The sequence below is a fragment of the Terriglobia bacterium genome (genome assembly GCA_020073085.1).
Lineage (GTDB): Bacteria > Acidobacteriota > Terriglobia > JAIQFV01 > JAIQFV01 > JAIQFV01.
Genome location: JAIQFV010000008.1, coordinates 1 through 12,569, shown reverse-complemented (window position 1 = coordinate 12,569; position 12,569 = coordinate 1). Strand labels below are relative to the sequence as shown.

The following is a 12,569-nucleotide window of genomic DNA, read 5'->3' as shown; positions in this document are numbered from 1 at the left end:
TATCAGCTTTCAGTTATCAGCAGTCAGCTATCAGTTCTTTAGGACCTTATTTTTAGAGAAAAATGCGATTTGGCCTCAGTATCAACTATAGAGTTTGAACAAGACCCAGCTTCAGGGTTGATGGCTAAGAGCTGACTGCTGACAGCTGATAGCTGAATGCTGATGGCTTATTCAGGAACCAACCAATGATTCTCAGCATGACCGGGTTTGGACAAGGGCAGGTCAAGGGTGCTGATTTTGTCATCACCATCAGCTTGAAGTCTGTCAATCATCGCCATTTCGATGCCACCTTAAGGATGCCGCAGGAATTGCAGCCGTTCGAGAATGAGATGAAGGCGCTCCTTAAGGAAAAGCTTGTCCGGGGCTCGATCATCGTCAACGTGATCATGGACAACACGGGCGAGGTGTCTGTAAAAATCAATGCACCCGTGGCCGCAGCGTACCTTCGTGCTGCGAACGAGATCAAGACCAAGTTCAATCTCAACAGCGAGCTGAATCTGGATTCGATTCTCAGGTTGCCCAACGTGGTCACCTTCGGAAACGCCGACCTCCTGAGTAACGAGCAGCTGAAGGAAAGGTTCCACCCCGTTCTTGAACAGGCCCTGCAAAAGGCCGTTTCTGAGATGCAGGCGATGCGAAGCCTGGAAGGAAAGCAATTGGAGAACGATGTCCGGGGGAGGACCGGCGTCATCGGACAACACGTGGACTTCATCGAGAAGGCCCTGGAATCGAACGTCCAGGCAATTTTCGAGAAGTTGAAAGAAGAAGTCATGCGGCTCACGCAGTCGGCCAACGTGGATCCCGCCCGGTTGGCGCAGGAGGTGGCGTACCTGGCTGAGAAAGGCGACGTTACCGAAGAGGTGACCCGGCTCAAGAGTCACGTCAAACAGTTCCTGGCGTTGCTGGATAGCGAAGGGGAGATTGGGAAGCGGCTGGATTTTCTCCTCCAGGAGATGCACCGCGAGACAAACACGATCTTATCGAAGACATCCAGCGCCTTCGGCGGGGCTCGGGAAGCCAGTGATCGCGCCCTTGAAATCAAGGCGGAGATTGAGAAGTTGCGCGAGCAAGTCCAGAATGTCGTCTAAGCCGGAACGAGTTGAAGGGCAACCGGATCGGGGTGACCGCGCGGTGGATGTGCAAAATTCAGGAGTCCTGTTTATTGTCTCAGCCCCCTCGGGATCGGGAAAATCGACGCTGGTCAGACGAGTTCTGAAGGAAGTGGGCCGCCTGCGCTTTTCCATTTCTCATACCACCCGGCCCGCCCGCCCGGGGGAGCAGCATGGCGTCGATTATTTCTTCGTGACACGTGACGAATTCGAGCGGATGATTCAGGAGGAGAAGTTCGTCGAACATGCCGTTGTCTTCGGCAACCATTACGGGACCAGCTGGCAGGCGATCGAGGCCGTCCGGTTGTCGGGCGACGATGTCATCCTGGACATCGATGTGCAGGGTGCGGCGCAGGTGAAGCAACGTTTTGGAAGGGAAGCGCCCTCCATTTTTGTGCTTCCTCCCTCCTTCGCGAGCCTGGAACAGCGGTTGCGCGGGCGCAGCTCAGACGGGGATGAGGTGATTCGGGAACGCCTGGGCCGGGCACGACAGGAAATCCAGGAGTACAGTAAGTACGATTACGTGATCATCAATGACGAAATCAACCGTGCCACTGATGCGCTCCGCTCCATCATTGTTGCTCATCGAGCAAGTCAGTCGCGTTTGGAGAAACAGATCGAGAATATTCTTCATACCTTTGGAGGCAATCCAGAATGATTAAGCTTCCACCCGGAGTGGACAGCAAATTTCGGTATGTTCTGCTCGCCGCAAAACGAGCGCGTCAATTGCAGAGCGGGAGCCCTCCGCTCATGCCGGCCACCGGCAAGAAGCCGACGCGCACAGCCCGCGAAGAGCTGGAACAACGCGCCTTGAAATTCGAAATTCTTCCTCCTCCCGACGAGGGGGAAGAGGTGAGCGAGAAAAAGAAGAAAAAATAGTCCCCCGTCTGCGGACCCGAGCGTCTGCCCGGGGGCAGCCGAAGAGCGAGTTGACAAATGAAGGTCGCGCTGGGAGTGACAGGGTGTATTGCCGCCTACAAGGCGGCGGAATTGCTCCGGCTCCTGCAACAACGCCACCTCGATGTGCAAGTCGTAATGACCCATCACGCCCAGGAATTCGTGGCGCCGCTGACCTTTGCGGCCCTTTCCGGCCAAAAGGTGATTACGGAGATGTTCGACCGCTCCGGAACGGCTTCGTCCAATGTTGAATCAGCCATTGAACATATCGCCGTGGCCCAATCGGTCGACCTGCTGCTGGTGGCGCCGGCGACGGCCGACGTCCTGGGAAAGTTCGCTCACGGAGTGGCCGACGACTTCCTTTCAACCCTCTATCTGGCCACGAAGGCCGCTGTCGTGGTCGCGCCCGCGATGAATTGCGAAATGTGGGACCACCCGGCGGTCAAGGAAAACGTGGCCACGCTCCGGGCCCGGGGCGTGCGCGTGGTCGAGCCCGAGGAAGGTTATCTGGCCTGCGGGATGGTGGGACAGGGACGACTCGCCGCCAATGACAAGATTCTCGAAGCCGTTTGCGAGACGCTGGGGTTGACCGACGACCTGGTGGGCGAGTCGATCCTCATCACCGCCGGGCCGACACAGGAGGACATTGATCCCGTCCGTTACATTACAAACCGTTCTTCGGGCAAGATGGGTTATGCGCTGGCTGAAGAGGCGATGCGGCGAGGAGCCCGGGTTACCCTGGTGAGCGGTCCCACCGCCCTTGAACCTCCTACGGGAGTGGAATTTGTGCCGGTGCGAACCGCTGCCGAAATGGGAGAAGCGGTCGGGAAACACTTTAAGAACTCAACAATTGTCATCAAGGCGGCCGCCGTCGCGGATGTCCGCCCCGCCCACCCGGGCGCTTCAAAGATCAAAAAAGAAGAACTGCCTGCTGCCATTGAAGTGGAGCCGACGGAGGATATTCTGGCCTCTCTCGGCCGGTCGAAGAACGGAAAATTCCTGGTCGGGTTCGCGGCCGAGACAGGTATGTCCCTGGAGGGGGCAAAGCAGAAATTGAAATCGAAAAACCTGGACCTTCTCGTCGCCAACGACTTGAACGAGGTGGGCGCCGGTTTCGACGTCGACACGAACCATGTTCAGTTGTTGCGTCCGGATGGTTCAGTGAGAGATGTCCCCCTCATGGCGAAGGCCAAAGTGGCCGGCAAGATCCTCGACGAGGTTATTCAGTTGCGGAAGCGATGACCCAGGGTCGCTGTCCCGATAGACATCCGGGAGCTGCATTTACTTACTCCATTGAACCCATCGAAGTCCATCCAAGACATCCTCGATTATTTGAGGGAGATCGGGATCAGCGAACTCAGCGCGGATCGGATCCACAGACCCAGAGGCGATGTGCCGCGGGAGGCTGAGCCCGATCGGGGCGCCACACCGGTTCCCTCGCCGAGCGCCTCTGATCCGCAGCCGGCATCCTCCGCGATGTTTGCCAGCTCGGTTCCCCCTCCCCAAACCGGTTCCCTGTTCTCGCCGGTTGAACCCTCAACCCGGCAAGAAACACTTGATGAAATCCGCTCCGATCTCGGCGACTGCCAGCGATGCAAGCTGGCGCCGCTCCGGAAGCATATTGTGTTCGGCACCGGGCACCCCCGGGCCGCACTGATGTTTGTGGGAGAGGCGCCAGGCGCTGATGAAGATGAACAGGGACTGCCCTTCGTCGGACGCGCGGGTCAACTGCTGACGAAGATCATTGAAGCCATCAGTCTCAAGCGCGAGGATGTATACATCTGCAATGTCATCAAGTGTCGTCCTCCGGAGAACCGCGCTCCTGAGCGGGATGAAATCGACTCCTGCGAGCCTTTCTTGAGCCGGCAGATCCAATCGGTCCGGCCCAAGGTAATTGTATGTCTGGGTTCCCCCGCCATGCAGACCTTGCTCAAAATCAAGACGGGGATCACGCAGATACGAGGTCAGTGGTTGGATTACAACGGAATCAAGCTGATGGCGACTTTTCACCCTGCGTACTGCTTGCGCTGGCCTGACAAGAAGCGCGAGGTGTGGGAAGACATGAAGAAGGTGCGTGACTATCTGAGATTTGTGAACGCCTTGTAGAGGCGCCCCGATGGGCGAGCGCTCTCCCGAACCACACTGCTGCACCTTTACCGTCCAGCCGGATGTCTGTTCGGACTTAATTCAAAATGAAATCGCGCGCAGATGTCTATTTCCAAACCTCTGTGAACCTCCTGCTCGCGGTCGGCTTCTTCACCCTGGCGTCGACGGGCCGAGTGGACTTTCCCTCAATCCTGGTCTTTTCGCTGGCGTACTCGGTCTATTTGTATCTCGGTCTGAAACGACGATCCTTCCACCTGCCGGCTGAGCGCGTCTCCCTCTTTTCCAAGGTCTACATCGCGGTCTTTCTCCTGGATATGGCGTGGCTCTCCCGGTCTTTCGTGGAAGCTGCCATCCACCTTCTCATCTTCATTCAGATTCTGAAGTTCTTCTCCGAGAAGAAGGACAAGGATTATTTCTACTTGATCGGAATTGCCTTCATGGAATTGTTGGCCGCGGCCGCCATGACCATCAATGCATCGTTTTTCGTGGCCTTCCTAGCCTTTTTGACGCTGGTCATATCCACCCTGACCAGCTTCGAAATCAAACGTTCCCAGCAGGAACTGAGCGCCGGGGCCCCCCGGAAGGCCGACGACGGGGCTGCCCGCCTGGTTGCAGCCCCCATCAGACCCCGTCGTTTGTACGGGGCCCTGGCTGCGGCCTCCGCCACGTTGAGCATCGGGATTGTTGCCTCTGCCGTCCTGTTTTTCTTTGCTCTGCCTCGCGTGGGAGCAGGTTTTTTCAGCCGGTTGAATTCCCCGACGCAATCCCTGACAGGGTTCTCGACCACGGTTCAGTTCGGTTCGGTCGGCTCTCTAAAGAAGAACCTGTCGATTGTGATGCGGGTAAAGGTGGAGGGCGACCCGCGCCAATTCGAGGGGGTGAAGTGGCGAGGCATCGCCTTGAACTGGTTTATCGGAAACTCCTGGCGCCGAAGTCTTGAAATTGATCCGGGAAAATTGTCGCGGGACGCCAGCGCCAGCTACCATGTTCTTCCGGAGCAAATCCCACCGCCTCACCGCCTTGTCCGTTATCAGGTCTTCCTGGAACCGATCTCCACCGAAGTGCTGTTTGCGGCAGCCCGGGCCCGGGCCATCCAGATCCAGGCGCAAGTGCGGATGAACAAGGGCGATTCTTTTGTGATGATACGCCAGCCGTACACTCGCATCCGTTATGACGCCGTCTCCGATATCGGTCCCCCTCCGGCCACAACACTCCGTCAGGCGGGCACGGATTATCCCCCGGACTTTGGAGAAGATTATCTGGCTCTCCCGGCGATCGACCCCCGAATTCCTGATTTGGCCATGAGGATGACGCGGGGGGACACCAACAACTACGATCGCGCCCGGAGTGTCGAACGATACTTGAGGGAGAATTTTGGATACACACTGGATTTGCCTGCCGTGCGAGAGGACGATCCGATCGCCCAATTCTTGTTCGTGACCCGTCGAGGGCACTGTGAATACTTCGCGTCCTCGATGGCCATCCTATTGCGGACCCTGGGAATCCCCTCTCGAGTGGTCAATGGTTTTCAGACCGGGGAATACAATGCAATCGGAGGGGATTTTATTGTCCGGCAGGCGGATGCCCACAGTTGGGTGGAGGTGTTCTTTCCAGGATATGGCTGGGTGGCGTTCGATCCTACCCCGGCGGTGGCACCGACCGTACAATCCACCGCCTGGATCACCTTGAATCATTATCTCGACGCCCTGGAGTTGTTCTGGATCAATTGGATTGTGGGGTACGATGCCTTCCATCAGGTCACGCTGTTTCAAGGTCTCCAGGGCAAGGCCCTGTCCTTCAAGAACGCCATGGAACAAATCTGGTTGGCTTGGACGACGGCCTTCTCGAGTTATTTGCGTACGGCCTTGTTCTCGGCTCAACCATTTTCCGGACAACCGCGCCTGTGGGAGCGGGGGGGACGATCGTTTCTGTGGGGAGGGGGCGGACTGCTCATTCTCCTCGGGGCATGGGGGATATGGCGCCTGGTACGCCACCGCCGGCTCGTCCGGTCGCCTCAACCCCATCTGGTCACAGAGATCTTCTCACAGTGGTTAAAGACACTCGCTCGCCGCGGATTCCATCGCCACCCCAACCAGACACCCATGGAGTTTTCGCAGTCGATCGGTGACGCGCGAATTCGCGCGGTGGCAGTTGAACTCGCCATGCTTTACAATGCGCTGCGGTACGATCCGTCCCGCCTAAATGCCCAGACATTTCTTGCTTTCAGGTCAAGACTCCAATTCGAAAGAAGCAACCTGTGAAGGGCAGAAACCAAAAAACTTGGTACAATGCATAGAGCCCGCCGTATGTTTCGGGCAGTAGGGGGAATGATTCATGGCTTGGACTGGGATTTTGATGCTCATGCTGATGGTTCTGTGGTTCGCGCTCCGTTATGCGCGGATTGAGAAGAAAAGGCCTTGGCCGGTGTATGGCCTCCTCGGCCTCTTTGTGATTCTTGCGGCGGAGGGTCTGCTTCGGATGAAGGTGTATTTTGTCGTCCATTACTTCACTCCGCTGGTGTGGTCGGGCTATATCCTGGTGGCGGACGCAGCCGTGTATCGACTGACCTCCCGCTCGCGCCTCAAAGACTCTCCCCGAAGTTTTTTCTGGTTGGCGTTGTGGTCGATCCCGCTCTGGCTTGTGTTTGAGGCCTACAATCTCCATCTCAGAAACTGGTCCTATTTGAATCTCCCTCAGGATATGTTTCTGCGATATCTCGGATATGGCTGGGCCTTCGCAACCATCTGGCCGGCGCTGTTTGAAACGACCGACCTGCTGAATGCCCTCGAGATTTTCGAGCCTTCCCCCGAGGTCGTTTCAGCCGTGCCCTCCCGACGCCTTCTTGTCGGCAGTCTCCTGATCGGATCGGTCATGCTGGTCTTTCCTTTAATGGTTCCCCAGCCGGCCGCGTCCTACCTTTTCGGTTCCGTTTGGCTGGGAATGATTTTTGCCTTGGACCCGATCAATTACTGGTTGGGGCGACGATCGCTCTGGCGGGATTGGATCAGAGGCCACCGCCGGGAGATTTACTCCATGTTGCTGGCGGGCTTGTTCTGCGGTTTTCTCTGGGAGTTCTGGAACTTTTGGGCGATCGCACGCTGGAAGTATGTGTTCCCGATCATGCAAGGGGCGAAAATCTTTGAAATGCCTCTGGCGGGATACCTTGGATTCCCTCCCTTTTGTGTGGAGTGCTTTGTGATGTTTGAATTTGTCAACTTCCGGGCGGGGAAAGCCCGGGAGAAAGAGACCCCCCTGATGCAGTCGTCTTTCGTTGATTCGTAGGACGAACACAGAAGAGGATGGATGCAATTCTCCCCCCACAGGTTATTCATTGGAGGTGTTCTTCTTCTGAGCTCTGACTTCTGACATCCGACTTCTGACTTCCCCTGAAGGGCTGAATTGTCTCCAAGGGTTGAATTAATTCTGTCCCGATTAGCCTTGTTAGAATCCAATGGCCCCGCTCCGCGCTCCAGCTCGATGCGAAAAAAACTATTTGTCAGTATTTATCTGGTCCTGCTCGGGATTCTCGGCATTTCCTTCCTGCTTCCCTCAAAGATTATTGTTGGACCGGGTCGAATTGACCTTCCTGCGGATGGTATCTCCCGGACACCTGTTCGTATTCAGGTCGAGATGCCGAGAGTACGCCGAATCTTTTTCCCCCATCCGAAGATCAGCACTCAGATCGTCCAAGGCGCTGACTTTGTCAATCTGTTTCCAACGGACGAAGTACGGTTGAGTGAGCGGGGAGTCTCGTACTTTATCAAGTCCAGGGCCGCCGAAGGAGAAGCGGTGATTCGCTTCAAAGTGCACAACGCAGCGGCCGGCGAGGTGCGTGTGTTTACCCATACCGTCAGCACAGATTCAAACCAGGACGGGTTTCCGGACTCCTTCCAGCTCACCTCCTTCACCGACCGGGAGAATTTTCGGCGCGCCTTCACATCGATCGCCGATCTCCAGGTCCGTCAGATGAGCCCGGATTGGCCGGCGGGCGAGCATCATGCGGCAGGTTTTGTGTGCTTTGCCATTCGGGAGGCACTGCGAAGGCATTCGGACACCTGGCAAAGACGGTTTGGCGCCCTCCTGCCATTACCCTCCATCGAGAAGTACAGCTTCCCGATGACACCGCTGGGCGAGAAGATCTTCCGGACGCGAGGGGGGGCCTACCTTCCTACTGACCTTGCGAATGAATTTTTCTCAGATTGGGTCGACGCGGGCTCCCTGAAGGAATTCAATGTGACGTTCACCGGGAAGGACCGGGATCGCGCTCAGAGAGGCGATCTGATTTTTTATTCAACCCCGGGGGTCCGGGATTCACCTTACCTGGTTATGATCTTCTTGAAGGACAGCTCCATCAAGTCTTTGGGGCAACAGGACAACGTGGTTTATTACGAGGAGGGTCGTGCGGGGGGAGCCGGGGCAGTGAAAGAAACACGGCTCGACCTGCTCGAACAGGATCCCGAGCCACGACTGCGGCCAGTGGAGTCAAACAAATTCTTCTTAGGATTCTTCAGGTTGAAGATTCTCTATTAGATTCTCACTCTTGAGATCGCGTACCCCCGGGCCGCTGAGTGCTTATTACATGACCCCTGCGGGGACTCCGGGTTGTTTAAAGTTCGATATGCTGATTTGCGCGGCGAGTTGCTCGGCCACCCGGGTAAAGACCTTTGAAAGATCAGAGTCGGGCTGAGTGACGGTGATGGGCAAGCCCGTGTCACCGCCCTCACGAATGGAGACGTCCAGGGGGATTTCACCCAGGAACGGAACGTCAAATTTCTCGCTCGCCTTCCTCGCTCCGCCGTGTGAAAAAATATCGCTCCGGTGGTGGCATTGGGGACAGAGAAAGTAACTCATGTTCTCCACCACCCCCAGGATGTCCACCTTCATCTGTTTGAACATCATGATGGCCTTGCGGGCGTCCTGCAGCGCCACATCCTGCGGCGTGGAGACAACCACCGCACCCGTCAGGGGCACCGATTGCACCAACGTCAGCTGAACATCGCCCGTTCCCGGCGGCAAATCCACCATAAGATAATCGAGTTCCCCCCAGCTCACCTGCTTGAGAAACTGCTGGATCGCGCTGTGGAGCATGGGTCCGCGCCAGATGACCGGCGTATCCCCGCGGTTGAAAAACCCCATGGAAATGACCTTCAACCCATGCTTGATGACCGGGACGACGCGCTCGTTTTGAACGATGGGCTGCTCGGTGATTCCCAGCATCAGGGGGATGTTGGGGCCATAGATATCACCATCCATCAGGCCCACCCGGGCTCCCATATTGGCCAGCGAAATGGCGAGGTTGGCAGCAACCGTGGATTTTCCGACACCGCCTTTACCGCTGCCCACCACCAGGATGTTGCGGATGCCGGCAATCGACTGTTTTTCGGGGATGCCCATGGTGGCCACTACTTTGGCATCCATTTGAACATTGACCTGAGTGACTCCAGGGAGCGCGGAGACCACGGCCTTCGCCTCGTCCCGCATCTTGTCACGAACCGGGCACGCCGGGGTTGTGAGCACGATCTTGAACGCCACCTGTCCCCCGCAGATCTTGACTTCCTGAACGAAACCGAGGGCGACGATGTCGCGGTGCAGATCCGGATCGTTGATTGCCCTCAACGCATTGAGTACCGCTGATTCAGTGACTTGGACACTCTGGTCTTCCATGGCAACTCCCTTTGAGTCGATACACAAGGTTGAAGAGCAATCTTGCTTTTCCCTGCCGGCAATTGAGGTGTGGTGAAATAAATGCCATTTTAATGTAGTTTCCAAGGGAATGCAATTGCTCATTCCGTCTTTCCGTTGCCTGAGCGTCCTCGAGTCCGCTTCAGCGGACTTGCCTTCGTACAGCGCCGGTTCACCGGCGGGTAACAATCCCCCCAAAGCAGCTACCCCGATTCATCGGGGTTGCCGGCCTTTCTCTTCCTAGCTTTTTTGGATTTTGGAATTTGGTTTTTATTTGGAATTTGGCGGTTTGGAATTTGGAATTTGCTTCAAGTATGGTGGGTAACGATCCCCTCGAAGCAGCTACCCCGATTCATCGGGGTTGCCGGCCTTTCTCTTCCTGGCTTTTTTGGATTTTGGAATTTGGTTTTTATTTGGAACTTGGCGGTTTGGAATTTGGAATTTGCTTCAAGTATGGTGGGTAACGATCCCCCCAAAGCAGCTACCGCGATTCATCGGGGTTGCCGGCCTTTCACTTCCTGGCTTTTTTGGATTTTGGAATTTGATTTTTGTTTGGAATTTGGGATTTGGAATTTGGATTTTGTTCCAACCATGGCGGGTAACAATCCCCCCAAAGCCGCTACCCCGATTCATCGGGGTTGCCGGCCTTTCTCTTCCTGGCTTTTTTGGATTTTGGAATTTGGTTTTTATTTGGAATTTGGCGGTTTGGAATTTGGAATTTGCTTCAAGCATTCATTGGAGTCGTATCTTTGCAATCTACATTTAAGCGGCAGGATATGATTTCGGCGTATCATTTTAGGGTCAATTCTAAATCCTCAATGTTTCTCCTGCACAAACATCAAAATTGAAAATTTAGACCCTAATGCTTTGTTCCTCATTCCGTCTTTCCGTTGCCTGAGCGTCGTCGAGTCCGCTTCAGCGGACTTGCCTTCGTACAGCCCCCCGGTTCACCGGCGGGTAACGATCCCCCCGAAGCAGCTACCCCGATTCATCGGGGTTGATTTATTTGAAGCGTCCCGTTAACGGGGTGCTGGGTTTGGTCCCGCTTGAGAATCAGGGTTCGATGAATCGAGGCTTCCAGCCGTGCGCCTCGCCGTTTCCTCGGAATTTGTAGTTGTCCGGATCTGACCCCACAACATTTGAATCGTGGTTTTTCTGGATTGGCGCACTTGACGAAATGGACGAAGCAGACCAAATAGACGAAACAGACAGGTTTTCTGACTGAACAGACCGATAGACTATCTTTGACGAACCTTTCGGAATGCATTAACATCGTTCCATGGACAAGACCCGCGTCCGCGATCTCATTGCCGCAATTCAGGCAGCCATCCCGCCTGTGTTGGCGATTTACGCCTATGGCTCCCAAGTCAGTGGCGCCGTTCATCCGGAGAGCGATTTAGATATCGCGGTCCTAATGCCTTCCGGGGAGAGCGTTCCGGAACGGGTTTTACTTCAACTGTGCGGAGACCTGGAATCGTTGATGGGTTGTCCCGTTGATATCTCTGTCCTGGATTTGGGCTCATCGGTGGTTCACTGTCATGAAGTGGTAACTGGTGGAGAGCGCCTCCTGGGGGCCGATGAAATGGCGATTGCCGACTTCGAAATGCGGACGCTATCTTATTACGCCCGCCTCTGCGAGGATCGCCGGCCTGTTCTTGAAGCCTACACGGGGGAGCATTCCCTTGACGAATAATCCCGCTCCCCCAGATGAGGTCATGCTCAATAAGGCTGGAATCATTGAACGATGCCTGCGCCGCGTCGCGGAGGAATATGCGAACGACCCGACCCGTCTTCAGGACTTCACTCGCCAGGATGCCATCATATTGAATCTGGAGCGAGCGTGCCAGGCGGCCATTGATTTGGCGATGAGAGTTGTGGCCCGTGACCATTTGGGCATTCCCCAGAGCAGCGCTCACGCATTTGATCTGCTCTCTCGATCAGGGCGGGTTACCCCGGATTTGGCTCAAACCATGCATGCCATGGTGGGATTTCGGAATGTGGCCGTGCATCAATACCAGACCTTGAAACTCGATATTTTGCAAAGGATCGTCGAAGAGTCCCACACCGACCTTGCCGCTTTCTGTGCCTGCCTCGGCTTAAAGATCACCTAGTTTCCCCTATTGAGCAGCGGGGATGGATACCCACCCCCGGCCTGAACTATCAGAACTGTTTTTGACCGACCGGTCCGACCAGCTGGCCTTGACGAAATAGGCGAAGCAGACCCCTTCGCTGCTGATCCAGGGTACCAAACGGGGGATTATTTCGGGGGCAAAAAAACAGCCAATAGGGCCTAAATTCTCTCACAAGCGGTGCGAGAATTGATCGCCCCTGTCCCCTGGGGCCATCATGTCGAATTACTGAAGAAAGTCAAAGATCCCGCCGCCCGCGTCTATTACCTCCTTTTGAACCTTTCGACTTTAAACTCCTGGCCGCCGTGGCGGGTTGAACCTAGAACTTTGAACTGGTTCTAATTCTGCGTCATCCGCGAAATCTGCGGATGGATCAGCTGTCGAATGTCGCTGCCCCCTCGATCATAATCCAACTCCGTAGGAGTGGCATTCGCCGCGGCGAATAGAACCGAACACCACTCCATTACCCTTCTGGGGGTTGAGCCCCCGGAGGGGTGCCAGATGAACTGCTGAATCCGGTCCTTCAGATCTTCACCAGTCTGAAACTGCAGAAATTCGGACGAGGGATAACAATTGATGCGGGACTGTCGCGCTCAGGAAATCTCCAAGCAGCCCATTGGAATATCTGACGATCGAATGCCTCGGG

Annotated in this window: 12 protein-coding genes; 11 read left to right on the top strand and 1 reads right to left on the bottom strand. The window is 55.6% G+C overall.

Annotated features, from left to right (window positions below):
• Window positions 1-185 precede the first annotated feature (185 nt).
• The 8 genes from LAO21_09535 to LAO21_09500 all read left to right on the top strand — a co-directional run bounded on the left by LAO21_09535 (window position 186) and on the right by LAO21_09500 (window position 8,642).
• On the top strand, window positions 186-1,088 hold the full coding sequence (locus LAO21_09535) for a YicC family protein (GenBank protein MBZ5552949.1): 903 nt from the start codon (window positions 186-188) through the stop codon (window positions 1,086-1,088).
• 49 nt (window positions 1,089-1,137) lie between these two features.
• Entirely contained in the window at window positions 1,138-1,767 is a 630-nt protein-coding gene (gene gmk / locus LAO21_09530) for a guanylate kinase (GenBank protein ID MBZ5552948.1), read from the top strand.
• Window positions 1,764-1,988 (top strand): DNA-directed RNA polymerase subunit omega, encoded by a 225-nt coding sequence (gene rpoZ / locus LAO21_09525; GenBank protein MBZ5552947.1) that lies wholly within the window; start codon window positions 1,764-1,766, stop codon window positions 1,986-1,988. The genes gmk and rpoZ overlap by 4 nt, the downstream gene beginning before the upstream one ends.
• Window positions 1,989-2,045: 57 nt before the next feature.
• Entirely contained in the window at window positions 2,046-3,248 is a 1,203-nt protein-coding gene (gene coaBC / locus LAO21_09520) for a bifunctional phosphopantothenoylcysteine decarboxylase/phosphopantothenate--cysteine ligase CoaBC (protein MBZ5552946.1), read from the top strand.
• A 234-nt stretch (window positions 3,249-3,482) separates the two neighbouring features.
• Complete coding sequence (locus LAO21_09515) at window positions 3,483-4,112, top strand: uracil-DNA glycosylase (protein MBZ5552945.1); 630 nt, start codon at window positions 3,483-3,485, stop codon at window positions 4,110-4,112.
• Window positions 4,113-4,198: 86 nt separating this feature from the next.
• Window positions 4,199-6,373, top strand: a complete 2,175-nt coding sequence (locus LAO21_09510; protein MBZ5552944.1) for a DUF3488 and transglutaminase-like domain-containing protein — start codon at window positions 4,199-4,201, stop codon at window positions 6,371-6,373.
• A gap of 73 nt (window positions 6,374-6,446) precedes the next feature.
• Window positions 6,447-7,394, top strand: coding sequence for a hypothetical protein (locus LAO21_09505; protein MBZ5552943.1), 948 nt, complete (start codon window positions 6,447-6,449; stop codon window positions 7,392-7,394).
• A gap of 195 nt (window positions 7,395-7,589) precedes the next feature.
• Window positions 7,590-8,642: a DUF1175 family protein gene (locus LAO21_09500; GenBank protein MBZ5552942.1), complete on the top strand. Its 1,053-nt coding sequence runs from the start codon at window positions 7,590-7,592 to the stop codon at window positions 8,640-8,642.
• 45 nt (window positions 8,643-8,687) lie between these two features.
• Here LAO21_09500 and apbC read toward each other — a convergent pair whose 3' ends face one another.
• Complete coding sequence (gene apbC, locus LAO21_09495; GenBank protein MBZ5552941.1) at window positions 8,688-9,776, bottom strand: iron-sulfur cluster carrier protein ApbC; 1,089 nt, start codon at window positions 9,774-9,776, stop codon at window positions 8,688-8,690.
• Between the two features lie 240 nt (window positions 9,777-10,016).
• Here apbC and LAO21_09490 point away from each other — a divergent pair, with 240 nt between their 5' ends.
• The 3 genes from LAO21_09490 to LAO21_09480 all read left to right on the top strand — a co-directional run bounded on the left by LAO21_09490 (window position 10,017) and on the right by LAO21_09480 (window position 11,905).
• Window positions 10,017-10,574 carry a hypothetical protein gene (locus tag LAO21_09490; protein MBZ5552940.1) on the top strand — a complete coding sequence of 186 codons (558 nt, stop codon included), beginning with the start codon at window positions 10,017-10,019 and terminating at the stop codon, window positions 10,572-10,574.
• Window positions 10,575-11,073: 499 nt separating this feature from the next.
• Window positions 11,074-11,487: a nucleotidyltransferase domain-containing protein gene (locus LAO21_09485; GenBank protein MBZ5552939.1), complete on the top strand. Its 414-nt coding sequence runs from the start codon at window positions 11,074-11,076 to the stop codon at window positions 11,485-11,487.
• Window positions 11,488-11,509: 22 nt separating this feature from the next.
• Window positions 11,510-11,905: a DUF86 domain-containing protein gene (locus tag LAO21_09480; protein ID MBZ5552938.1), complete on the top strand. Its 396-nt coding sequence runs from the start codon at window positions 11,510-11,512 to the stop codon at window positions 11,903-11,905.
• The last annotated feature ends 664 nt before the right edge of the window (window positions 11,906-12,569 follow it).